26 protein-coding genes and 1 pseudogene are annotated in these 21,290 nt (G+C 62.4%); 20 read left to right on the top strand and 7 right to left on the bottom strand.

Going from position 1 to position 21,290, the window contains the following annotated elements:
- Positions 1-184: 184 nt before the first annotated feature.
- From trbB to ACVWYP_RS08600, 11 genes are read left to right on the top strand one after another with little or no spacing between them, the layout of a single operon-like run.
- Positions 185-1,120, top strand: coding sequence for a P-type conjugative transfer ATPase TrbB (gene trbB / locus ACVWYP_RS08650; RefSeq protein ID WP_456684060.1), 936 nt, complete (start codon positions 185-187; stop codon positions 1,118-1,120).
- On the top strand, positions 1,117-1,476 hold the full coding sequence (locus ACVWYP_RS08645; protein WP_456684059.1) for a TrbC/VirB2 family protein: 360 nt from the start codon (positions 1,117-1,119) through the stop codon (positions 1,474-1,476). Before trbB ends, ACVWYP_RS08645 begins: the two co-directional genes overlap by 4 nt.
- A complete protein-coding gene (locus tag ACVWYP_RS08640; protein ID WP_456684058.1) occupies positions 1,473-1,754 on the top strand; it encodes a VirB3 family type IV secretion system protein in 282 nt (93 codons plus the stop codon). The genes ACVWYP_RS08645 and ACVWYP_RS08640 overlap by 4 nt, the downstream gene beginning before the upstream one ends.
- 8 nt (positions 1,755-1,762) lie before the next feature.
- Positions 1,763-4,201, top strand: coding sequence for a conjugal transfer protein TrbE (trbE, locus tag ACVWYP_RS08635; RefSeq protein ID WP_456684057.1), 2,439 nt, complete (start codon positions 1,763-1,765; stop codon positions 4,199-4,201).
- Positions 4,198-4,962 carry a P-type conjugative transfer protein TrbJ gene (gene trbJ / locus ACVWYP_RS08630; RefSeq protein ID WP_456684056.1) on the top strand — a complete coding sequence of 255 codons (765 nt, stop codon included), beginning with the start codon at positions 4,198-4,200 and terminating at the stop codon, positions 4,960-4,962. Before trbE ends, trbJ begins: the two co-directional genes overlap by 4 nt.
- A gap of 10 nt (positions 4,963-4,972) precedes the next feature.
- Positions 4,973-5,308 carry a putative entry exclusion protein TrbK-alt gene (gene trbK-alt, locus ACVWYP_RS08625; RefSeq protein WP_456684055.1) on the top strand — a complete coding sequence of 112 codons (336 nt, stop codon included), beginning with the start codon at positions 4,973-4,975 and terminating at the stop codon, positions 5,306-5,308.
- A 4-nt stretch (positions 5,309-5,312) separates the two neighbouring features.
- Complete coding sequence (trbL, locus tag ACVWYP_RS08620; RefSeq protein ID WP_456684054.1) at positions 5,313-6,665, top strand: P-type conjugative transfer protein TrbL; 1,353 nt, start codon at positions 5,313-5,315, stop codon at positions 6,663-6,665.
- Complete coding sequence (trbF, locus tag ACVWYP_RS08615; protein WP_456684303.1) at positions 6,665-7,345, top strand: conjugal transfer protein TrbF; 681 nt, start codon at positions 6,665-6,667, stop codon at positions 7,343-7,345. The genes trbL and trbF overlap by 1 nt, the downstream gene beginning before the upstream one ends.
- A gap of 2 nt (positions 7,346-7,347) precedes the next feature.
- Positions 7,348-8,322 carry a P-type conjugative transfer protein TrbG gene (gene trbG / locus ACVWYP_RS08610; RefSeq protein ID WP_456684053.1) on the top strand — a complete coding sequence of 325 codons (975 nt, stop codon included), beginning with the start codon at positions 7,348-7,350 and terminating at the stop codon, positions 8,320-8,322.
- Positions 8,322-9,524 (top strand): TrbI/VirB10 family protein, encoded by a 1,203-nt coding sequence (locus ACVWYP_RS08605; RefSeq protein WP_456684052.1) that lies wholly within the window; start codon positions 8,322-8,324, stop codon positions 9,522-9,524. The genes trbG and ACVWYP_RS08605 overlap by 1 nt, the downstream gene beginning before the upstream one ends.
- 2 nt (positions 9,525-9,526) lie before the next feature.
- Positions 9,527-9,760 carry a DUF2274 domain-containing protein gene (locus ACVWYP_RS08600; RefSeq protein WP_456684051.1) on the top strand — a complete coding sequence of 78 codons (234 nt, stop codon included), beginning with the start codon at positions 9,527-9,529 and terminating at the stop codon, positions 9,758-9,760.
- Between the two features lie 51 nt (positions 9,761-9,811).
- On the opposite strand, the gene ACVWYP_RS08595 is transcribed toward ACVWYP_RS08600, so the two are convergent.
- Positions 9,812-10,231, bottom strand: a complete 420-nt coding sequence (locus tag ACVWYP_RS08595; RefSeq protein WP_456684050.1) for a hypothetical protein — start codon at positions 10,229-10,231, stop codon at positions 9,812-9,814.
- Positions 10,232-10,380: 149 nt separating this feature from the next.
- Here ACVWYP_RS08595 and ACVWYP_RS08590 point away from each other — a divergent pair, with 149 nt between their 5' ends.
- The 5 genes from ACVWYP_RS08590 (at position 10,381) to ACVWYP_RS08570 (ending at position 13,606) form a co-directional block, all read left to right on the top strand.
- Positions 10,381-11,100 (top strand): class I SAM-dependent methyltransferase, encoded by a 720-nt coding sequence (locus ACVWYP_RS08590; RefSeq protein ID WP_456684049.1) that lies wholly within the window; start codon positions 10,381-10,383, stop codon positions 11,098-11,100.
- 210 nt (positions 11,101-11,310) lie between these two features.
- The gene (locus ACVWYP_RS08585; RefSeq protein WP_300778872.1) at positions 11,311-11,646 is read left to right on the top strand and encodes an ArsR/SmtB family transcription factor; all 336 of its coding nucleotides are present in this window, start codon (positions 11,311-11,313) and stop codon (positions 11,644-11,646) included.
- Positions 11,647-11,692: 46 nt separating this feature from the next.
- Positions 11,693-12,181, top strand: coding sequence for an SRPBCC family protein (locus ACVWYP_RS08580; protein WP_456684048.1), 489 nt, complete (start codon positions 11,693-11,695; stop codon positions 12,179-12,181).
- 43 nt (positions 12,182-12,224) lie between these two features.
- Entirely contained in the window at positions 12,225-12,638 is a 414-nt protein-coding gene (locus ACVWYP_RS08575; RefSeq protein ID WP_456684047.1) for a DoxX family protein, read from the top strand.
- Between the two features lie 176 nt (positions 12,639-12,814).
- The gene (locus tag ACVWYP_RS08570) at positions 12,815-13,606 is read left to right on the top strand and encodes a phosphodiesterase (RefSeq protein ID WP_456684046.1); all 792 of its coding nucleotides are present in this window, start codon (positions 12,815-12,817) and stop codon (positions 13,604-13,606) included.
- Positions 13,607-13,858: 252 nt separating this feature from the next.
- On the opposite strand, the gene ACVWYP_RS08565 is transcribed toward ACVWYP_RS08570, so the two are convergent.
- From ACVWYP_RS08565 to ACVWYP_RS08545, 5 genes are all read right to left on the bottom strand, one after another.
- Entirely contained in the window at positions 13,859-14,815 is a 957-nt protein-coding gene (locus tag ACVWYP_RS08565; protein WP_456684045.1) for a LysR substrate-binding domain-containing protein, read from the bottom strand.
- Positions 14,812-15,711, bottom strand: a complete 900-nt coding sequence (locus ACVWYP_RS08560; RefSeq protein ID WP_456684044.1) for a LysR family transcriptional regulator — start codon at positions 15,709-15,711, stop codon at positions 14,812-14,814. The genes ACVWYP_RS08565 and ACVWYP_RS08560 overlap by 4 nt, the downstream gene beginning before the upstream one ends.
- A gap of 16 nt (positions 15,712-15,727) precedes the next feature.
- The gene (locus tag ACVWYP_RS08555) at positions 15,728-16,294 is read right to left on the bottom strand and encodes a dihydrofolate reductase family protein (RefSeq protein WP_456684043.1); all 567 of its coding nucleotides are present in this window, start codon (positions 16,292-16,294) and stop codon (positions 15,728-15,730) included.
- A 128-nt stretch (positions 16,295-16,422) separates the two neighbouring features.
- Positions 16,423-16,923 (bottom strand): SRPBCC family protein, encoded by a 501-nt coding sequence (locus tag ACVWYP_RS08550; protein ID WP_456684042.1) that lies wholly within the window; start codon positions 16,921-16,923, stop codon positions 16,423-16,425.
- A gap of 120 nt (positions 16,924-17,043) precedes the next feature.
- The gene (locus ACVWYP_RS08545) at positions 17,044-17,397 is read right to left on the bottom strand and encodes an ArsR/SmtB family transcription factor (protein ID WP_456684041.1); all 354 of its coding nucleotides are present in this window, start codon (positions 17,395-17,397) and stop codon (positions 17,044-17,046) included.
- A gap of 1,218 nt (positions 17,398-18,615) precedes the next feature.
- Between ACVWYP_RS08545 and ACVWYP_RS08540 the strand changes: the two genes are divergently transcribed.
- The 3 genes and pseudogenes from ACVWYP_RS08540 (at position 18,616) to ACVWYP_RS08530 (ending at position 20,215) form a co-directional block, all read left to right on the top strand.
- Positions 18,616-19,329: an SDR family oxidoreductase gene (locus tag ACVWYP_RS08540; RefSeq protein WP_456684040.1), complete on the top strand. Its 714-nt coding sequence runs from the start codon at positions 18,616-18,618 to the stop codon at positions 19,327-19,329.
- A gap of 7 nt (positions 19,330-19,336) precedes the next feature.
- A pseudogene (locus ACVWYP_RS08535) lies at positions 19,337-19,610 on the top strand (ArsR/SmtB family transcription factor).
- Positions 19,611-19,645: 35 nt separating this feature from the next.
- Complete coding sequence (locus tag ACVWYP_RS08530) at positions 19,646-20,215, top strand: AAA family ATPase (RefSeq protein ID WP_456684039.1); 570 nt, start codon at positions 19,646-19,648, stop codon at positions 20,213-20,215.
- A 63-nt stretch (positions 20,216-20,278) separates the two neighbouring features.
- Here the strand turns inward: ACVWYP_RS08530 and ACVWYP_RS08525 are convergent, their stop codons facing one another.
- Positions 20,279-20,911, bottom strand: a complete 633-nt coding sequence (locus tag ACVWYP_RS08525) for a hypothetical protein (RefSeq protein ID WP_456684038.1) — start codon at positions 20,909-20,911, stop codon at positions 20,279-20,281.
- Positions 20,912-21,041: 130 nt separating this feature from the next.
- Between ACVWYP_RS08525 and ACVWYP_RS08520 the strand changes: the two genes are divergently transcribed.
- On the top strand, positions 21,042-21,260 hold the full coding sequence (locus ACVWYP_RS08520; RefSeq protein ID WP_456684037.1) for a helix-turn-helix domain-containing protein: 219 nt from the start codon (positions 21,042-21,044) through the stop codon (positions 21,258-21,260).
- The last annotated feature ends 30 nt before the right edge of the window (positions 21,261-21,290 follow it).

The raw sequence follows: 21,290 nt of genomic DNA, 5'->3' as shown, positions 1-21,290 counted from the left end.
TTCGCCGTTTCCCTGTATTTCTACGCCACACTACGACGACCCCTTCAGGGTTGTTGCGCTGCCCCATTTTCTGCCTCTTCTACTCATCCCCGATCCAGGGCCGCTCACGAGCGGTCCCGCGCAGAACGGGGGCGAAGTGGCAGCGTCATTCCAACAATCCGAGGCAGTTCTTCGCGGCACACGGATGCTGCGCACGGCCCTCGGCCCGGCCATTGCCGGATTCCTGGAAGACCCGTCGATCGTCGAGGTGATGCTCAATCCCGATGGGCGGCTCTGGATTGACCGGCTCTCGGAGGGCTTGGCCGACACAGGCGAGCGCTTATCGCCTGCCGACGGCGAACGGATCGTTCGGCTGGTCGCCCATCATGTCGGCGCCGAGGTTCACGCCGGAAGCCCGCGTGTGTCGGCGGAGCTGCCCGGAACGGGAGAGCGTTTCGAGGGTCTCTTGCCGCCGGTGGTGGCCGCCCCGGCGTTCGCGATCCGCAAGCCGGCCGTCGCCGTCTTCACGCTGCAGGACTATGTGGCCGCCGCGATCATGACGGCCGACCAGGCCGAGATACTTCGCCAAGCGGTCGCCGATCGCCGCAACATTCTCGTCGCCGGGGGAACGAGCACCGGCAAGACCACGCTTACCAACGCACTGCTCGCTGAGGTGTCGAAGTCGACCGATCGTGTCGTCCTGATCGAGGATACGCGCGAGCTTCAGTGCGCGGCACCCAATCTTGTGGCCATGCGCACCAAGGACGGCGTGGCCACGCTGTCCGATCTCGTGCGCTCGTCTCTGCGCCTGCGGCCCGACCGCATTCCCATTGGCGAGGTGCGCGGCAGCGAGGCGTTGGACCTTTTGAAGGCTTGGGGCACCGGACATCCCGGCGGGATCGGGACGATCCACGCCGGCACCGCGATGGGTGCGCTCCGTCGTCTGGAGCAACTCATCCAGGAAGCCGTCGTCACGGTGCCCCGCGCTCTGATCGCCGAGACCATCGATCTTGTCGCCGTGCTGAGCGGCCGCGGCGCATCGCGCCGGCTCGCCGAGCTCGCCCGCGTCGAAGGTCTCGGAACCAGCGGCGACTACCGCATCACCCCCGCAATACCAAGCACAGCAGGAGACCACGCATGACCGCAGTTCAACAGCCATCATTCAAGCAACGCCCATTCGCCGGCTCGGTCCTCGATCGGTTCGGCGCCATTGGTCTAACCGCGGCCGTGCTTCTCTACGCAGCGCCGGCCTATGCCAGCGGCTCGTCCATGCCCTGGGAACAGCCGCTCCAGCAGATCCTCCAATCGATCGAGGGCCCGGTGGCGAAGGTCATCGCCGTGATCATCATCATCGTCACCGGCCTGACGCTGGCCTTCGGCGATACCAGCGGCGGCTTCCGCAGGCTCGTGCAGATCGTCTTTGGCCTGTCCATCGCGTTCGCCGCATCGAGCTTCTTCCTGTCGTTCTTCAGCTTCGGCGGCGGAGCGCTGATATGACGACGGGTATGCTCGACGCCGCCGAGGTGCCCGGCTTCTCGGTGCCGGTTCATCGTGCGCTGACCGAACATATCCTCCTCGGCGGCGCACCGCGTTCGATCGCCATTCTCAACGGTACGCTCGCCGCCGCGCTCGGACTCGGCCTGCGGCTCTGGCTCGTCGGCCTCGGCCTTTGGGCCGTCGGCCACTTCGCCGCCGTCTGGGCGGCGAAGCGCGACCCGATGTTCGTCGAGGTCACGCGCCGTCATCTGCGCATTCCCGGCTTCATGGGCGTGTGAGGCGGCCGATGATGAACCTTGCCGAATATCGCCGCACCTCCTCGCGCCTCGCCGACTTCCTGCCCTGGGCAGCGCTCGTCGGAGAGGGTGTCGTCCTCAACAAGGATGGCAGCTTCCAGCGCACAGCACGCTTTCGCGGCCCCGATCTCGACTCCGCCGTGCAGGCCGAGCTGGTCGCGGTTGCCGGTCGCCTCAACAACGCGTTCCGCCGGCTCGGCTCCGGCTGGGCGATCTTCATCGAAGCGCAGCGCCACGGCGTCGGCGCTTATCCATCGAGCCGCTTCCCGGATGCCGCGTCCGCCCTGGTCGACGCGGAGCGCAGGGGGGACTTCGAGGAAGCGACCGCGCATTTCGAGTCGAGCTACTTCCTCACCTTTACCTACCTGCCCCCGGCTGAAGACGCCGCCCGCGCCGAGAACTGGCTCTACGAGGGCAAGGCCGACCGCAGCGTCGATCCCTATGAAGTTCGGCGCGGTTTCGTCGATCGGACCGACCGAGTCCTGCAGCTCATCGAAGCCTTCATGCCCGAATGCGCCTGGCTCGATGATGGCGAGACGCTGACCTACCTGCATTCCTGCATTTCGACCAAGCGGCATCGCGTACGCGTGCCCGAGACGCCAATGTATCTCGACGCGCTGCTGGCCGACCAGCCGCTTACGGGGGGCCTCGAGCCGCGCCTCGGCCAAGCACACCTTCGTATCCTAACGATCGTCGGCTTTCCTAGCGCCACGACGCCGGGACTCCTCGATGATCTCAATCGGCTCGCCTTCAGCTATCGGTGGAGCACGCGCGCCATCCTGCTCGACAAGACCGACGCGATCAAGCTGCTGACGAAGATCAGGCGGCAGTGGTTCGCTAAGCGCAAGAGCATCGCAGCGATCTTGAAGGAGGTGATGACCAACGAGGCATCCGCGCTCGTTGACACCGATGCCGCGAACAAGGCGGCAGACGCTGACCTCGCGCTGCAGGAGCTCGGCGCTGATTACGCCGGCGAGGCCTACGTCACCGCGACGGTGACGGTCTGGGACCATGACCCCCGCATTGCTGTCGAGAAGCTGCGGCTGGTCGAGAAGGTCGTGCAAGGTCGCGACTTCACCGCAATGCCCGAGACAATCAATGCCGTTGATGCCTGGCTCGGCTCACTGCCGGGGCATGTCTACGGGAACGTGCGCCAGCCGCCGATCTCGACGCTCAACCTCGCCCACATGATCCCGCTGTCGGCGGTGTGGGCGGGGCCGGAACGGGATGAGCACTTTGGTGCGCCCCCCTTGCTGTTCGGCAAGACCGAAGGGTCCACCCCGTTCCGGTTCTCTTTGCACGTTGGCGACGTCGGCCACACGCTCGTCGTCGGCCCGACGGGCGCCGGCAAGTCGGTGCTCCTGGCGCTGATGGCGCTTCAGTTCCGGCGCTATCCCAACTCGCAGGTCTTCGCCTTCGACTTCGGCGGCTCGATCCGCGCCGCGGCGCTTGCGATGGGCGGCGATTGGCACGACCTCGGCGGCGGCCTCACTGAAGGGTCCGCCGAGAGCGTTTCGCTGCAACCGCTCGCCAACATCCATCATGTGCCCGAGCGGGCTTGGGCCGCTGATTGGATCGTCGCGATCCTGATGCGCGAAGGCGTCGCCATCACGCCCGAGGTCAAGGAGCATCTCTGGACCGCGCTGACCTCGCTCGCGAGCGCGCCCGTGATCGAGCGCACGATCACCGGCCTCGCGGTGCTCCTGCAATCCAACGACCTCAAGCAGGCGCTTCGGCCATTCTGTGTCGGCGGAGCCCATGGCCGCCTCCTCGACGCTGAGCACGAGCATCTCGGCGAAGCATCGGTCCAGGCATTCGAGACCGAAGGCCTCGTCGGGACCGGCGCGGCGCCGGCCGTGCTCGCATACCTGTTTCACCGCATAGAGGATCGCCTCGACGGGCGCCCCACCTTGCTGATCGTCGATGAAGGCTGGCTCGCGCTCGACGACGAAGGCTTCGCCGGTCAGCTCAGAGAATGGCTGAAGACGCTCCGGAAAAAGAACGCCAGCGTCGTCTTCGCCACGCAGTCGCTGTCAGACATCGATAATTCGCCCATCGCCCCAGCCATCATCGAAAGCTGCCCGACGCGAGTGCTGCTCCCGAACGAGCGCGCGATCGAGCCGCAGATCGCCGCGATCTACGGCAGGTTCGGGCTGAACGTCCGCCAGATCGAGATTCTCGCGCGCGCGATGCCGAAGCGCGACTACTACTGCCAATCGCGGCGCGGCAATCGTCTCTTCGAACTCGGCCTCTCAGACGTCGCCCTCGCGCTGTGCGGCGCGTCCTCCAAGACCGATCAGGCCGCTATCGCCCGCATCGCTGCTGAGCACGGCCGCGACGGCTTCCTGCCCGCGTGGCTGCGCCACCGCGGCGTCGATTGGGCTTCCGATCTCATCCCGAGCCTCACCAACCTGGAGACACCATCATGATTGTCCGTCGCACCCGCGCGGCGCTTCTTGCCGCCACGGCTCTTTCGCTTCCGCTTTCGTTTTCGCCCGTCTGGGTCGCGGCTGCTTCGGCGCAGTGGATCGTCTACGACCCGACCAACTACGCGCAGAACGTGCTGCAGGCCGCACGAGCTCTGGAGCAGATCAACAACCAGATCACCTCGCTTCAGAACGAGGCGCAGATGCTGATCAACCAGGCCCGCAATCTCGCGAGCTTGCCGTATTCATCGCTGCAGCGTCTTCAGCAGTCCATCCAGCGCACGCAACAGCTCCTCGGCCAGGCGCAGAACATCGCCTTCGACGTCCAGCAGGTCGACCGCGCCTTCCAGACAACTTACGGCAATGCGTCGCTGACGGCATCGGATCAGCAGTTGATCGCGGATGCGCGCACGCGCTGGCAGAACACGGTGGGCGGTCTTCAGGACGCGATGCGTGTCCAGGCCGGCGTGGTCGGTAACATCGACACGAACCGGAACGAGATGTCGGCGCTGGTCGGCCAGAGCCAGGGCGCTACGGGTGCGCTGCAAGCGACCCAGGCCGGCAACCAGATCCTCGCGCTGCAGGCGCAGCAGCTCGCGGACCTCACGGCTGTCGTGGCGGCCGACGGACGCGCACGCGCGCTTGCCGACGCCGAGCGCGCGGCCGCCGCCGAGCAAGGGCGCGAACAGCGCCGCCGTTTCCTGACGCCCGGCTCCGGCTATCAGCCCGGCAACGCGCGCATGTTCCCGAGCAGCGGCAACTGAGGGCGCTGCTGTGGACGCCAAGCTCCTCGCCCGGATCGGCGCAGTTGCGTTCGTCGCCGTCGCGATCACCGCGACGGTCCTTGAGCTGACCCGGAAGGAGGAGCGGCCTGAGATCACGCCGGTGCGGCCGGCACAGGCGGGTGCCGCGGACCCGCTGCGAGCCGAGCTGTTGCGATGCCAGGAACTCGGCGAGGCCGGGCCGCGCGATCCGGCATGCCTGCGCGCCTGGGCGGAGAGCCGCCGGCGATTCCTGATGCCGCGCACCACACCTTCGATGAGCCCGTCGCGTGCGAGCCGGCCCGCCAGCGAGACGCGCGGCGAAGGCGCCGCGCCGAGCGACGAGTAGCATCATGGGCGGCACGGGCGTCATCGACCATTTCCTCGAAGTCTTCACCCGCTACATCGACAGCGGCTTCGGGCTGCTTGGCGGGGAAGTCGCGTTCGTTGCGACCACGCTGATCGTGATCGACGTGACGCTGGCCGCGCTCTTCTGGAGCTGGGGCGCCGACGACGACATCCTCGCCCGGCTGGTCAAGAAGACCCTGTTCGTCGGCGTATTCGCCTACCTCATCGGCAACTGGAACAACCTCGCACGGATCGTCTTCGAATCCTTCGCCGGTTTGGGACTGAAGGCGAGCGGGACAGGCTTCACGACCGCCGATCTTTTGCGTCCGGGTAAGGTCGCGCAGACCGGCCTCGATGCCGGCCGCCCGCTCCTCGACTCGATCAGCGGCCTCATGGGCTACTGGTCGTTCTTCGAGAACTTCATCCAGATCGCCTGCCTCTTCCTCGCCTGGGCGCTCGTCCTGCTGGCGTTCTTCATCCTCGCGGTTCAGCTCTTCGTCACGCTGATCGAATTCAAATTGTCGACGCTGGCGGGCTTCGTCCTCATCCCGTTCGGGCTGTTCGGACAGAGCGCGTTCATGGCCGAACGCGTGCTCGGCAACGTGATCAGTTCCGGCATCAAGGTGTTGGTGCTCGCCGTCATCATCGGCATCGGCTCGACGCTGTTCTCTGAGTTCACCTCCGGTTTCGGCGGCGCCAGCCCGACGATCGACGATGCGATGGCGATCGTGCTTGCCGCGCTCTCGCTCCTCGGCCTCGGGATCTTCGGGCCCGGAATCGCCAATGGGTTGGTCAGCGGCGGCCCGCAGCTCAGCGCCGGCGCGGCGGTCGGCACCGGCCTCGCCGCGGGCGGCGCGATGGTCGCAGCCGGCGCGGCCGGAGGACTTGCACTGCGCGGGGGAGCGGCCGCCATATCGGGGACGGCGGCCGCTGCGCGGGGAGGAGCGGCCGCCGCAGGAGGCGCGGCAACTGCCTACAGCCTTGGTGCCGCAGGGCAGTCCGGCGCAGCCGGCGTCGCCTCCGGCCTGGGCGGCGTCGCGCGCGCCGCCGGGAGCGCGGCCGCTTCTCCACTTCGCCGTGCCGCGAGCCGCGCAGCAGACAGCATGAAAGAGAGCTTCTCCGCGGGCGGCCGCGCCGCCTTCGCGGCGACCGGGGGCTCCTCGACGATGGGCACGATCGGCGGCGATGACTCCGCTGCGTCCGCCAGCGCCGGGACGCAAGAACCGCCCGCCTGGGCCCGCCGCATGAAGCGCTCGCAGCAACTCAATCACGGCGTCATGGCCACCGCGCACGCGATCCGCGCCGGTGACAGCCACGGCGGCGGCAGCTCCGTCAACCTTTCCCAGCGAGACCAATGATGTTCAAGCGACCCTCCACGCACTACGGCAAAACACCCGAGCCCGAGACGCCCTATCAGCGCGCCGCGCAGGTCTGGGACGAGCGCATCGGCTCGGCGCGCGTGCAGGCGAAGAACTGGCGACTCATGGCTTTCGGCTCGCTGGCCTTGTCGGCCGCCTTCGCCGGCGCGCTTGTGTGGCAATCGGCGCGCGGGTCAATCGTGCCGTGGGTGGTTCAGGTCGACAATCTCGGCCAAGCCCAGGCCGTCGCGCCCGCGGTTGCCGACTATCGCCCGACCGATCCGCAGATCGCGTTCCATCTCGCTCGCTTCATCGAGCAGATCCGCTCGATCCCGGCCGATCCGATCGTCGTTCGACAGAATTGGTTCCGCGCCTACGATTTCACAACCGACCGTGGCGCTGCGACTCTGAACGACTATGCCCGCGCCAACGACCCTTTCACCAAGGTCGGCAAGCAGCAGGTCGCAGTCGACGTCTCGAGCGTCATTCGAGCCTCGCCTGACAGCTTCCGCGTCGCCTGGACCGAGCGCCACTACGACAACGGCCAGCTCGCGTCGACCGAACGCTGGACGGCCATCCTCACCATCGTCGTGCAGCCGCCGCGTGACGCGGAGCGGCTACGGGCCAATCCGCTCGGCATCTACGTCAATGCGCTCAACTGGTCGCGGGAGCTGGGGTAACAATGAACCGAGAGAACGTCAGCGCCGTAAATCCGGCTTTCCGTAAATCCGCAATCTCTGCCGCTCTTCTATCGGCCATGCTGCTGGGCGCGTGCGCCACGAAGCCTCCGCAGATCAGCTATGATTCCGATGTCCCGCCCTTGCCGGCCGTTCCGGCGGCGATTGTCGACGAGCGGCCGCGCCCACTGCACATCCCACCGGCCTGGTCGCCCAGCCATGGCGGCGCGGTCGCGAGCTCTCCGACACTTCGGGTGGCTAATGCCAACGCCGCCGCCCGCGTCGAGCCGCGCAGGGAGGGCTATTACAACGCCATCCAGATCTATCCGTGGTCGGAAGGCGCGCTCTATCAGGTCTATACGTCGCCGGGCCAGATCACCGACATCGCGCTCGAACCGGGCGAAGGCCTGACCGGCGCCGGCCCGATCGCCGCCGGCGACACCGCCCGATGGATCATCGGCGACACCGAAAGCGGATCGGGAGTCACCCGTCGTGTCCATGTGCTGGTGAAGCCGACACGCACCGACATCACGACGAACCTGGTCATCGCCACGGACCGCCGCATCTACATGCTCGAGCTGCGCGCCGACGCCAATCCCTACATGCCGGCCGTCGCATGGGCCTATCCGCAACTTCCCGCTTCGCAGGCCCAAGGTGTTCCGGCGACGCCAGTCATCCCCGCCGCTGCGGCGCGCAACTATCGCTATGCGCTGAGCGGCAACACTCCGCCGTGGCGGCCGACCGCGGTCTATGACGACGGCCGGCGAGTCTACATCGAATTCCCACGCGGCATCGTTCAGGGCGAGATGCCACCTGTCTTCGTCATCGGCTCGGAAGGCGAACTCCAGATCGTCAACAGCCGCATCTACCAGAACGTCCTTATCGTCGACCGCCTCTTCGGCGCCGCTGAGCTCCGTCTCGGCAGCGGTGACCACCAGCAAACAGTGAGGATCTCGCGCAGTGACGGGAGGCCATCATAATGAGTGACTTCGACAATCCCGGCCGCGGAGCCGAGACCGAGGAAGGCTCGAGCGACTCCGCGGCGCCTATGCGGCTGCGCGGAGAGCCACCTCGTGTCACCCGGCTGTCCCGCAAAACCCTCGCAGCGATCGGCCTGGTCGCGTCGATCGGTCTTGGCGGCGCGCTGATATACGCGCTCCAGACCCGCAACGCGGGACCTCGGAACGAGGAACTCTATTCCACCACGAATAGGTCCACCGCCGATGGACTTGCTGGCTTGCCACGCGACTATACCGGCCCGCGACTTGGACCGCCGCTGCCGGGCGACTTGGGCCGACCCATCCTGAGCGCGCAAGATCGCGGACAACCGGTCGTACCGCCAACCGTCCAGCCGACCGTGGATGCGGCCGAACAGCGTCGTCTCGCCGAGCAGGAAGCCGCGCGCACGAGCCGTGTCTTTTTCCAGGCCGAAGCGCGGGCGATTGCCGCTTCACCCGCACCTGGCGGCGGCGCCACCAATGCGAACCTGACAGGCCTCGGGCTTCCTGGGCAGTTCAACATGCCGACCGCACAAGAGCGCGCGCAGGATCGGCAGCTCGCCTTCCTCAATGCCGCCACCGATCGCCGCACTGTCGCTCCGGATCGCGTGATGCCACCGGCCTCACCCTACGTCCTGCAAGCCGGAGCGGTGATTCCCGCCGCCTTGATCACCGGAATTCGCTCCGACCTTCCCGGACAGATCACGGCCCAGGTGACCGAGAACATCTATGACAGCCCGACCGGCCGACTTCTCCTTGTGCCGCAGGGCACCCGGATCATCGGTCAGTACGATAATGCGGTACAGTTCGGCCAGCGTCGTGTTCTGCTCGTGTGGAATCGCCTGATCTTCCCCAACGGCCGCTCGATCGTGCTTGAGCGCCAGCCGGGGGCGGACGCGGCGGGATATGCCGGCCTCGAGGATGGCGTTGACTATCACTGGTGGGACCTCGCCAAGGCGGCGGGCCTCTCCACGTTGCTTAGCGTTGGGGCCGAACTGGCGATCGACGACGACGACCGATTGCTGCGCGCCATCCGCAACGGTGGCCAGGACACGATCAACGACGCGGGTCAGGAAATCGTCCGCCGACAGTTGAACGTCGCGCCGACGCTCACCATCCGGCCCGGCTTTCCAGTCCGCGTGATCGTCACACGCGACCTCGTGCTCGAACCGTATCGGGGATAACGATGCCAAAGCTCAAGCTTGCCGCACTCGAAGACGATAAGCCCGTCAAGGTGTCATTCGAACTTCCAGCAGACGTCCATCGGCAGCTCATCGCGTATGCGGAAATCTTGGCAAGGGAGACAGGCAAGCCCGTTTCCGATCCTGTGAAACTCCTTCCTCACATGATCCAGCGATTCATGGCGACCGATCGGGGATTCGCGAAGGCGCGTCGGCAGCATGGTACCACTTCTACGTAATCCTATTTTCGAAGCACGATCTGCTCCGCCCGCCACAGTCCGCCCTGGTGATCACCTGCTCGAGCAGGCGTGCCGAACTTGATCGTAGGAGCCCGTCTCGAAATAGACCTTGCTCAGTTTTAGCACGAGGCCAATGTCAACAATGATATTCCTGCGTTTGCAGAAATAGCCCTGATCACTTTGCCAAAGGCGGACGTCCTCGTCGCCGCCCTCAGGGCTATCGAACTTCCATCCCGGGATAAATTCGAACAGGGCGAACCCAGTAGCGGAGCCACCGACAATATTGAACGAGGTCTCGTCATCGAAGCAGGAGTCTACATCGTTCCAGCTCAATTGGACGATGGGGAATTCTGCGTCGTCCATCTGCCGGATTGCAGCCGAGACATCTACCCAGCTCGGCTCTCGAACTTCAACACAATGCCAGTGTTGTCGCGGCGGGTAATGCAGGACGGTCAGATGGCGTGCTGTCATGCTGTGAACTCGGAAGGTAGACAGCCGGCTTTTCCTAGCCCCCGTTTCGTGCACGAGACGCAACCTGCATTGCATCTCACGCGCCTACCCATTCCTGACTTCTTTGGGAAACGACTGGCGGTGGTCCAGTATTGAAGAGGTTCTTCCGCATGAACGACGACGTGAACGAGCCAACGAAAAAGTTCGATGCATCCCGAGCCGCAGAATATGAGAGTCAGAGTCGAATAGCTCTTGCTGGTTATGACGCTTGTCATGAACTCGCGGCCTGCATTCTGGCTGCTGCCCTTGGAACTGGCGGAAATCGGCGGATTCTTATCGTCGGTATAGGTGGCACCGCCCAAGAAGTGATTTCGATTTCCCGAATTGAGCCCACGTGGGAATTTACCGGCGTGGACCCTTCGCAGCCAATGCTCGCGCTCGCCGCGGAACGGCTTGAGGCGCACGGGCTAAGCGACAAAACCATGCTGCATATCGGGACCTTAGATAGTCTCGCGAGAGAGCAAGACTTTGACGCCGCCATGATGCTCGGGGTGCTGCATCATTTGCCAGGCGATGACGCGAAGAGCGCCATTCTGAAGGCAATTGCAGATCGGATCGCGCCGGGCGCTCCTCTAATTCTAGCCGGTAATCGCTATGCCTACGCCAGTAAGCCGCTACTCCTTGCTGCGTGGGGAGAACGTTGGCGAATGCATGGCGCGGCGAGCGAAGAAGTGAAGGAAAAGCTCGGCAAGATTCTACAAGGTGCCGACCCACCCCACTCCTCAGTATCGGTATTTGAGCTACTTGACGGGGCAGGTTTTGAACAGCCGGAAAGCTTCTTTTCGAGCCTGTTTTGGAACGCATGGATCGCGTGGCGAAAGCGCCCTTAACAGCTGCACACCCGACTGGTTACGTTTTTGGTTGCAAGGGCCGCGATGATAAGCCTAGCGCCCGCCGCGTGCGCCGATATTGAGGCGCGGCCGTATCGCGTCAATTCATTGCGTGACACGCGCCCTTTGTTGCGTGCAGCGCGCCTATTCGCGGCGTGAACAATTCGTCACTGTTCAACCAACACGTTGGCAACCAATCGGTTGGATACGATGACGGACGATCGACTGAGCAACATCTTCTTCGCCCTGTCCGCCAGAACGAGACGCGACGTTCTGACACGGCTTGCCGCCCGCGACGCAACCGTCAAAGAACTGGCCGAGCCCTACGACATCAGCCTCGCGGCCGTTTCCAAGCACCTCAAGGTCTTGGAGAGCGCTGGCCTCATCTCGCGACGCAAGGATGCTCAGTTTCGCCCATGCCACTTCAATCCCGCGGCACTCCAAGCCGCAGACGATTGGCTGGCGGATTACCGGCACTTCTGGGACCGCAGCCTCGATAGGCTCACCGAATATCTGAGGACAGTACATGTGACCTCGACCGACTGACCAGTGATCGGACCCGCTCCCATTTTCCATAGCTAAGAAAGGCATCATGATGACGACGCAAATAGACCAGAACTCTACAGAAAAGCCGGTGATCACGATGAGCCGCGTCTTCGATGCGCCGCGTGACGTGGTTTGGAAGGCTTGGACGGATCCAAAGCATGTAATGCAATGGTGGGGCGGCGAAGGTTTCACCAGCCCCGTGTGCGAGATGGACGTCCGCGTGGGTGGCGCATGGCATCAGATCATGCAGTTCCCTGACGGCACCAAGATTACGATGGACTTCGTCTACACCGAGGTCGATCCCCCAAAGCGCCTGTCCTGGCGTAACGCGGTAACGCAGCCGAACGGTCCGCCGTCCCTGCTTCAAACTCTATCGTTCGAGGATCTCGGCGATGGCCGAACCAAGTGGGACTTGGTCGCCTTGGCTGAGTCGTTCGAGCAGCGAGATATCGCGGCTCGTATGGGCTTTGCGGGCATGGTGACGCAAGGCCTTGATCGCCTGGCGAAGCACCTCGCAGCTGCTGAACGTGTCTGACTGTAAGCGCGAGCCCAGCATCTGGCATGGCAGGGGGAAATCGATGGACACAGCGATCGACGGTCTCATCAATTTGAAGGTCCAGCGTCTAATCGGATGGATTTTCACCGTCCTAATCAGCGCACTACTGGGCTTCTCATCCGTGATCAAGCTGGTGGCTGTGCCCGAGGTTCGACAAACCCTGTCGGGCCTCGGCTGGCCAGCTCACCTCGACTTTACAGTGGGCGTGATCGAGCTGATCTGCCTTGCGCTCTTTCTGCTCCCTCGCACCGCGGTTCTCGGCGCGGTGTTGGAAACGGCGCTGCTTGGCGCGACCGTCGCCCTGAAGCTGCGCGTGGGCGATCCAATGATTACGCACGTACTCTTCGGCGTTTACATGGGATTTTTCGTCTGGGGCGCGCTGTACTTCCGCGAACCCCGAGTTCGCCAACTAATGCCGTGGCGGGGTCTACCTTAGCTAAGCATTCGCTGTTTCCGTCGCTGGCGACGCGTCGCCGGGCGGCCCGTCCGGATACGGCCGGCCGCTTGAACGTTCGCCATCTCCCGCCCCCAAGTCCCACTCATGCTCGATCATCGATGCTAGGCCGGCGACGGCCGCTTCCTGGGACGACTATCCGCGTCAGGAGATTCAAATTGATCATCGCTCAGATCACCGACCTTCACGTGGCATCGACTTCCGCGCCTTTGTTCGGGCGGGTCGACACTCGCGAGCACTTTCGAAGAGCTATCGACCACCTACGCGGAATTTCGCCCTTGCCTGACCTGCTCGTCTTGACCGGCGACATCGCGGACACAGGCTCGCCGGAAGAATATCGATTTGTTCGCGAAGCGCTGGATCAGCTTTCGATCCCATCATTCATCATTCCGGGCAATCACGATAAGCGCGAGGCGCTGCGAGAGGTATTTCAGCATCATCAGTACCTCCCGCGATCGGGCTATATTCAATACCTCGTGTCGCATTTGCCCCTTCAATTGATTGGTCTCGATACCCTAGCAGAAGGCCACGGCCATGGAGAGCTGTGCCAGGAGCGGCTGGACTGGCTCGATGCTCGACTCGCCCAAGCTGACAAGCCGGTCATCTTGTTCATGCACCATCCTCCTGCTGCGACCGGCCTCGACGCCATCGACGAGATGGGATTGCGCGTTGGCGCCGAGCGGCTCGCCGAAATTGTGCAACGCCACCGAAACGTTGAGCGAATCCTCTGCGGCCATGTCCATCGCCCCATCTCCTTTCGTTGGGCGGGCACAACGGTCTGCGTTGCCCCCAGCAGCGCGCATCAAGCGACCCTGGATTTGGCGCCCGGCGCTGAACTTACTTTTATGATGGATCCCCCGGCTGTCGGGCTTCATCAGTGGATGCCGCCAACCGGACTCGTCTCACATCTGAGCTTTATCGGGCCGTTCAGTGGGCCTCATTCGTTCTGATGCTCCATCCGCACTGTGCTGAACAGTCTTGCGCGCGGCACCCAGCGCGTCCTGCGCCGACTGCGATGCGGGGCTGAGTCCAATGTCGAGGCCGAATGACAAAAAGGCATTGCCACGGCCCGACCACGCTTAAATGAATAGGCGGCTCGGTCGCCAGTACCGGACGTCGTCAGTTTTCACTGCCACCGCATAAACCGACGGAGACGCCTCCCGGCGGAAGCCGAATGCAGCTCTTGCTCTTGGCGAATGCACTTACTGATGGGGTAAGATCGACCCCTGATTGCCAACCGCCGGCTTTTGCCGACTGCGCTGCTGGAGCACCCCAGAGCGATTCGACATTATTCTCGCGAGGCTAAGCATGCGACGAAGAGCCGGATTGTCGTTTCGCGGCGACCAAAATGCGCAAAATGGCAACAGCTCCGCCGCGAGAGGCTTGTAAACAACCCCTGGAAAGTTCGCTCCCACGGTTGCTTCGCTGGTCAGCGTCAGACCTCCGCCGATCGAGACCAAATTCATAAGGTTGTCTCTGCTTACACGATGGCGTTCGATACTAGGATGGTGGCCCAGCCCGGCTAAATGCTTCACCAGGTAGTCATGGATTTCGGGACCAGGATCCGCTTCGCTGACAATGAAGCGCTCGGCGCGGAGATCTTCCCATGAGAGCGCGGCAAAGTCCGCCAACCTGTGTAGCCGGGGCATCGCAACGAGAACCCGCTCGTCCCAAAGATGAAGCCGATCGCAACCATCGACTTCCTGCTCACCCGTTAGAAAGGCGATGTCGGTCTGATGATGCCGGACGGCCGAGAGATGTCCGCTCGGACTTCCTTCGAATACGTCAGTCCGCACGTCAGGATGCTTGATCAGGTACTCACGCAGCAGATCCGCCAAGAAGCCTGAGGCGAGTGACGAGAATATCCCAATGCGCACCGCGCCAGCTTCCCCACGCCCAATAGCGCCAACTTCGACCATGGCATGCGTCACCTCTCCCATGGCACGACGGGCGTGATCGAGGAAACGTTCCCCCGCGTAGGTGAGCTGGACGCCGCTAGCGCGTCGCATGAATAGAGCTGCCCCAAGTTCATCCTCGAGGTCCCGAATCCGACGGCTGAGCGTAGATTCCTCAACCGAAAGTGTCCTCGCCGCGCGCCGAAAGCTGCCATGGTCGGCCGCTGCGATAGCATATCTCAGGTGGCGCAATTCCACCGTCACGGGGCGCCTCGAGACACAGATCGTGCTCGAGCTTCGTCCCGGAGAAAGGCAACGAATCTGCCGACCACTGCTTCTTCCCTGTCGGGTGTCCAAGTGAGATCGACGTCCACCCATGCATCGCTCTCGGCGACGGGTTTGACGGTCACTCCGGGACAGGAAAAGTCGGTCCTACTTTCCGCGATTAAGGTGACGCCGAAGCCTGCGGCAACCAGGGTCAACAAGCCTTGCCTGCTCACCGGGTGGGAGTGCAGCGATGATCCCGCGCCTAAGAGCGAACTGATGAATTCTCCCGAAAGTGAATCCGCACCGCTTTCGTGAACGAGCACCACTTCTTCGCGGAGCTCATCCCAAGTTACGGAATTGCTGGCGGCAAGCCTGTGCCGCACGGGTACGGCGGCGACGATCGGCTCCCGATAGATGGGGACAGCTACCGCCTTCGGCCATAATAGGTGCCGCGGCACGAGCGCCGCGTCGAGCCATCGCTCCTGCAGTGCAGGTGCAATTTCCTGCTCGTGCAGTTCGTGGAGCACGAGACTGACCATTGGGTGAGCAACCCGCCAGTCTCGAAGTAGCTCGCGAATCAGTTCCCCGGAGGGCGGCACCTTCACGCCAAGCCTGATCTCTCCTAACTCACCGTTCGCATTACATTGCGCAGCGCGTCTGATTGCATGAAAGTCTCCGAGCGCGCGGCGGACATGGACCATGATGGCCCTCCCGCCGGCGGTCAGTCGGACGCCAAAGCGGCCCCTTTCAAAAATCGTGAGTCCCAGCTCATCCTCGACCCGGGTGACGCCGCGACTTACAGTCGACGCGTAAATGCCGAGCCGCTTCGCGGCCTCGCCGAAGTTTCCGGCATCAACCGTTGCCGCCACGTATTGCAGATCGATCAGTTCCATCGATCAGCCAGAAGACTCAGGCTGCCGCTCGGTGGTAAGTTAGAACTGCCACGCCCATAGGAAATGTTTGCGTCTCAACCAGGTCCATCTCTATCTTTTGCTCCGCGTCAGGAAACAGCCGGCCTCCGACCCCAAGAGCAAGGGGCATAACCATGAGGCGATACTCGTCGATCAGCTTTGCCCCTGCTAAGGCGTGGGACAAACGCCGGCTGCCGGCGATAAGGATCGGACCGCCATCCTGCTGCTTGAGGCTAGTGATCTCGCTCGCTAGGTCCCCTTGAATGACCCGGCTATTGTTCCAATGCGCCTCGCTTATCGTACGTGATGCGACGAGCTTTGGCATTGCATTCATCTTCTCTGCGAACGGCCCGAATCGAGACGGCCACGCGGCAGCGAATGTCTCATAAGTTACGCGGCCAAGAAGCAATGTCTCTGCTTCTTCGACCTCATTGAACTTGTAAGCGAATTGCTCGGGGCTTTGGTAAGGCGTAACCCATCCACTCCAAGAGCGGTCCGGCTCAGGCGATGGTGCCTCCATAACCCCGTCGAGTGTTACAAACGCCGAGAGTATTAGCCTTCTCACAATCTTCTCCCTTCAAAGTGCATTTGGTTTCCGTGATCGCTGCCTGCGGCGTCCGCTTTCCGATGCGAGGATGCCAAAGATGACCGAGCCCGGCTCCGACATCATGGGGCCGGACCGGCCGCGCCGGCCTAGGTCGCAGTTGTCGCTTTGATGTGCTCGATGAGCTGGTCGAGCGCTGTCGCCCAGCCATTATGAAAGCCCATCTGCTCGTGCCGCTGGCGGCCCTTCTCGTCTTTATGGAGGGCCGTGGCGACGTAGCGGGTGCTCTCGCCAATCGACTGCAGCTCGAGCACGACGGTCATCCCAAACCGAATGCCGTCCGCCGGCCGCCAACCCGGAAGCAAGGTGTCCGTCCAAACAAGCCGCTCGCCAAGAACGACCTCAAGGTAGCAGCCGACATTATCGACTGTCGCGCCACCTTCGGGGGCTTGCATCACCGTTCGGAAAATGCCTCCTGGTTGGAGGTCGATCTCGCAGTGTATCGTGCGCCACGGCCTCGGCGTGTACCACGCTTTGAGGTGCTCCGGTTGGGTCCAAGCCTTCCAGACCAATTCCCGCGGGACCTCAACGACCCTGTCGAGGACGAGGTCGAGTTGAGGGTCTGGCTTCTGCAGCACCGACTTCTTCATACATACTAGCCTTCTTCTTGATGGAATTTCAGCATCAGCGGCAATCGCCCGAAATGCGTGAGACCGGTCGATGTCGTTCGGGTCCAATGAGGCTGGTCGGGACCGCCGCGTCCGCACACCTCATGGTGTGTTCTTCCGATCGTTCTTCAACTGAATGACGTACTCATCCAGCTGATCGAGCCGTCGCTCCCATAGTTCGCGCTGCCGGCCGAGCCACTCCTCTGCAAGCCGCAGCCGTTTCGGGGCTAAGCGATACATTCGAACGCGCCCTGCCTTTTGCGAGCTCACCAAACCGCAGCGTTCGAGCACGCCGAGATGCTCGACGAACGACGGGAGGGCCATGCCAAACGGCGCAGCAAGCTCGCTCGCACTGGCCGGGCTTCGGCTTAGGCGTTCGAGCACCCGCCGCCGGGTGGGATCCGCCAGCGCCCGGAATACGGTGTCGATGGGTTCAAGCGCGGCGGTGGCGACCATCAAATGCTCTCTCACTAGTGGATTTGCAGCGATACTAAGGGCGAGCATCGATTAGGGCAAGGCCTAAGTGATGCGCCTGTTTGTGTAGCAAATTCGGCCATTTTCGACTAACTGACTTAGGTCTGTTCCTAAGTGAGGCTGTCAGGCGCGTCCGTATAGGCCGGCGTCGTCCGGAGCGTCGTGGGGCTGTGACAACATCAAATTGAGTGCTTGCCGACTCCACCCGTGCGCCAGCGCGCAGGAGATCAATTTCCTCCGCCTGCCGGAGCAGCACGTCACCGCGTGCTGATCGCAGGCTGCTCGGGAGCCGGGGGAATGGGCCTCGCTCAGGAACTCTCCGCGCAAGCTGCCTAGCCACTCACTTAGAAACCCTCGAATGGCGAATTGGGTCTCGCTGATCCCGATGACTGCTGCGCGCGAAGGAACCGACTGGGCCTGGCGTCAGGGTCGTGTGCATCGCGCAAAGGCGTCTCTCGCGGCATCACTGTCGCTTGAACGAAAACAAACTCATTGCCCTTGAGCGCTACGGTAAAGTCCACGGCTGCCTTAGCGGCCCAACATATACAGGAGGGCCTCCGAATTGATCTGCTGTGACATCAATGACCGTCGAGCCGACTATCAACACCGTATGGAGGTCGGCGTTGTAGCGACCGCGCCGGACGGTTCCGCAGTGGAGCACAGCACGCAAATAGGTTGAGCAGAGCCCACAATTCAGAGCCGGAAAGAGCCTGCGAGAGTGCGACAGGAAGAGATCGACATCAATGTCTGGCGCGTATTCGGTATACGCTCGTCGTGCAACTGATACGTCGAAGCAACCTGACTCAAACGCCCTGCGCGTCTGATGGGCCTTGGCGCGAATCTCTGCGAGGCAAGGATGAAGCGGATCAGGCATTTGTAAGATGTGCTCCAAGCCGCAGTGAGGACGGAGCTTTCCTATGCTCATGCCTCCGGCGTAGACTCGGTCTTAGCAAATTCGGGCCGCGAGTTCCGTTGCAGCCGACGCAGGTTTTAGTGCGCGCCGCGCACGTTATCGCCGGACGGAAATGACCCTAGCTAAAGGGTGACGACATTTCGGTCATTCACGCACGACCTCGCATGCACGCCCCCTCCTGCTCGACGGCAGTCACGTCGGACTCGGGGCCTCTGAACCAAGCACTACCTAGTTCGAAGAGGAATTGGCGAAGAATGGAGGCACGCAGACTTCAAGGACGGGTAGCCTTGGTAACCGGTGCCTCGTCAGGAATCGGCGAGGCCACCGCACTCGCGCTTGCGTCGGAGGGGGCTAAATTAGCGATCATCGCGCGCCGGCTCGATCGCCTTGAAAGGTTGGCTGACCGAATCCGCGAGAACGGTGGCGTGGCGCTGCCTATCCAGACCGATGTTGCTACAGAGACGCAGGTGTCCGCGGCAGTTGACCGGGTCGTGGATGAATTTGGACGCTTGGACATGTTGCTCGCCATCGCGGGCGTCGGGGTGGCTGCGCCATTCCAACGCACCACGACCAGCGAGTATCGGCAAATGTTCGATGTCAACATTTTCGGGTTGCTCTATTCCATTGCTGCTGCGTTGCCGATCATGAAAGCTCAGCGTGATGGCCATGTTGTGATCTTGTCGTCAGGTACGGGCCGTTACATTCACCCCTCGACGGTCTATTCGGCCTCTAAACACGCGGCCACCGCGATCGCGGAATCGCTGCGGCGTGAAGTCTGCACAGATGGCATCCGAGTAACCTCTGTCGAGCCCGGTGCCGTAAGCACAGAGTTCATCTCTCAAATGCGACCCGAGGTCCGCGACGCCGTCGAGAAGCGTCTTGGCGACATGGAACTACTTGAAGGCCAGGACGTCGCGGCCGCCATCATTTACGCGGTCACCCAACCAAAAAGGGTCAACGTCAACATCCTTACGCTCTATCCCGCTCAACAGGCCGCATAAGGGGCCATTGTCGCTGAACCAAATCTTCGACGCTTTATCAGATCCGACGTGTCGGACCCCTGTTCGAGCGGCTTTGTTGCACAGGCGAGCAAAACGTGCGTGATGTAACCGCCTACGCTGGAATCTCCCAGCCAGCTGTTTCGAAGCATCTAGGCGTCCTCAAAGAGGTTGGCCTCGTCCGCCACCGGAAAGAGGGGTGTCAGACGCACTATCGAGCAAAGCCACAGGGCCTCGCGCCGACGATCAGCTGGGTGGCTGTTTATGCCGTCCTTCAGCACTGACCTCACCCCCGCAATGCTAAGGAAAGGAAGGACAAATGATCGAGCCGACCACGCAGGCCGTTTCTCGCGAGCGCTATATGGCACGCGTATTGATCACGGGCATGTCAGGGGCCGGAAAATCGGCGGTGATAGACGAACTTGCAAGACGAGGCTACGCGGCCATAGATCTCGATTCGCCGGAGTGGTCCGAATGGATCGACTGCGACGCCTCTGACACGCTCACTCCGCAGAAGGGAAAAGATTGGGTCTGGCGCGAAGGGAAGGTCAGAGCGCTTCTCTTAGAGCATACGGAAGGCACGTTGTTCATTGGAGGATGCGCGCAGAACATGGCGCGCCTATTCCCGTTGATCGACAAAATCATTCTCCTCTCCGCTCCTGTTGGAACGGTCATGGAGCGGCTCGAGGCACGTTCCTCTGGTGGTTATGGCAACAACGAAGAAGATCGGAGCAAAGTTCGAGAGCTCATTGCGCTGGTCGAGCCATTGCTGAGAAAATCATCCAATCATGAAATCGACACGGCGAGACCCGTTGGCACAACAGTGGATGAGATTATTCGATTTAGCACCCGCGGGCTGCGAGCATCGACTGGAAGCGGTGCTGGCTGAAATTGAAGACTTGGTGAGGTCTCCCCTTATGTTGGACAACGGCCACCCCTGTGAGGAGAGGAGTTACCTGATTGCATTGAGAAAGGCCGCAGACATGCCCCAGCTGTAGATCGGCCACGAGTCTTCGGCTTCATCCTCCAAAGTGAAGTGAAAATCCTTCAGGCGCTTTGCCTCCAGCATCCGCAACATGTCCGAAAACTGCCCGCGCGTGACCTCAAGTGACAGGTTCAGCGAGCCAAAATGCTCGGTTCGGAATAATCGGCCCGCATCCGGAAATTCGGTTTTCATGGGGGTGGGTGTCATAATCATAATGACGCCGGGCCAAGTGAACCGAGCCTCGGGCATGGTAAGAGCTCCAGGCATTATCACATAGGTGAACTCGACCGACCGCCGTGGCGGACCGGGCTGAACGACCTGCCCAAAACTGGCCGTGCAGCTCCCAAGAATCTCGCCGCGCCAGTTGCCCGGCTGTATCTCCGGCAGCTTGAGTGTAGGCCTCTTCCCCTTGGTATTTGGCATTTGGCTCGTCCTTCTGGGTTTGCCGTTCAATGCAACTCCGATGCGACGCTCGTTTGGCCAGAGAGTGACGCGAGTTCTCATCGCGGCGAGTTTCGCTCCGACCGATTTGCCGCCGCTATTATCCATTTTTACGACCACAATCGGAGACCACTTCCACCACAACCAAATGCGCGGCATTTCTTTTCGTGAACGAGCGTGAGTGGACGTGTGCTGCGGGGCGACCCGTGAAGCGCACGTGACCAAGTCTGTCCGCTCGGAGCACGAGCCACCAAGTGGCCGGTGGCCTTAAAATGGAACGGAGTCGCTCATGGATGCCCCCAAATTCCTGACCCCCGAAGAAGTCGCAGAACGCTACCGTGGCGAAGTCTCTGTCGGTACGCTAAGAAACTGGCGTTCGATGCGAGTCGGACCTGGCTTCGTAAAGATCGGAAAGGCCGTTCTCTACCCGATCGCCGAGCTCGACGAGTGGGACGAACAGAATCGCGTCTCTTGTCGTGCGTCGAACCGACTCATGGAGCTCACGTGATTGACCGTGATGGTCCCGTTGGCGCACTTG

The sequence above is a fragment of the Bradyrhizobium sp. USDA 3262 genome, from assembly GCF_054060035.1.
The sequence above is the reverse complement of the archived record's forward strand: the minus strand, read 5'-3'. Positions and strand labels throughout refer to the sequence as shown.

Coding starts and splice junctions, on each gene's coding strand:
- trbB (WP_456684060.1), top strand. CDS start 185: ATGCTGCGCACGGCCCTCGGCCCGGCCATTGCCGGATTCCTGGAAGAC.
- ACVWYP_RS08645 (WP_456684059.1), top strand. CDS start 1,117: ATGACCGCAGTTCAACAGCCATCATTCAAGCAACGCCCATTCGCCGGC.
- ACVWYP_RS08640 (WP_456684058.1), top strand. CDS start 1,473: ATGACGACGGGTATGCTCGACGCCGCCGAGGTGCCCGGCTTCTCGGTG.
- trbE (WP_456684057.1), top strand. CDS start 1,763: ATGATGAACCTTGCCGAATATCGCCGCACCTCCTCGCGCCTCGCCGAC.
- trbJ (WP_456684056.1), top strand. CDS start 4,198: ATGATTGTCCGTCGCACCCGCGCGGCGCTTCTTGCCGCCACGGCTCTT.
- trbL (WP_456684054.1), top strand. CDS start 5,313: ATGGGCGGCACGGGCGTCATCGACCATTTCCTCGAAGTCTTCACCCGC.
- trbF (WP_456684303.1), top strand. CDS start 6,665: ATGTTCAAGCGACCCTCCACGCACTACGGCAAAACACCCGAGCCCGAG.
- trbG (WP_456684053.1), top strand. CDS start 7,348: ATGAACCGAGAGAACGTCAGCGCCGTAAATCCGGCTTTCCGTAAATCC.
- ACVWYP_RS08605 (WP_456684052.1), top strand. CDS start 8,322: ATGAGTGACTTCGACAATCCCGGCCGCGGAGCCGAGACCGAGGAAGGC.
- ACVWYP_RS08600 (WP_456684051.1), top strand. CDS start 9,527: ATGCCAAAGCTCAAGCTTGCCGCACTCGAAGACGATAAGCCCGTCAAG.
- ACVWYP_RS08595 (WP_456684050.1), bottom strand. CDS start 10,231: ATGACAGCACGCCATCTGACCGTCCTGCATTACCCGCCGCGACAACAC.
- ACVWYP_RS08590 (WP_456684049.1), top strand. CDS start 10,381: ATGAACGACGACGTGAACGAGCCAACGAAAAAGTTCGATGCATCCCGA.
- ACVWYP_RS08585 (WP_300778872.1), top strand. CDS start 11,311: ATGACGGACGATCGACTGAGCAACATCTTCTTCGCCCTGTCCGCCAGA.
- ACVWYP_RS08580 (WP_456684048.1), top strand. CDS start 11,693: ATGATGACGACGCAAATAGACCAGAACTCTACAGAAAAGCCGGTGATC.
- ACVWYP_RS08575 (WP_456684047.1), top strand. CDS start 12,225: ATGGACACAGCGATCGACGGTCTCATCAATTTGAAGGTCCAGCGTCTA.
- ACVWYP_RS08560 (WP_456684044.1), bottom strand. CDS start 15,711: ATGGAACTGATCGATCTGCAATACGTGGCGGCAACGGTTGATGCCGGA.
- ACVWYP_RS08550 (WP_456684042.1), bottom strand. CDS start 16,923: ATGAAGAAGTCGGTGCTGCAGAAGCCAGACCCTCAACTCGACCTCGTC.
- ACVWYP_RS08545 (WP_456684041.1), bottom strand. CDS start 17,397: ATGGTCGCCACCGCCGCGCTTGAACCCATCGACACCGTATTCCGGGCG.
- ACVWYP_RS08530 (WP_456684039.1), top strand. CDS start 19,646: ATGATCGAGCCGACCACGCAGGCCGTTTCTCGCGAGCGCTATATGGCA.
- ACVWYP_RS08525 (WP_456684038.1), bottom strand. CDS start 20,911: ATGCCGCGCATTTGGTTGTGGTGGAAGTGGTCTCCGATTGTGGTCGTA.
- ACVWYP_RS08520 (WP_456684037.1), top strand. CDS start 21,042: ATGGATGCCCCCAAATTCCTGACCCCCGAAGAAGTCGCAGAACGCTAC.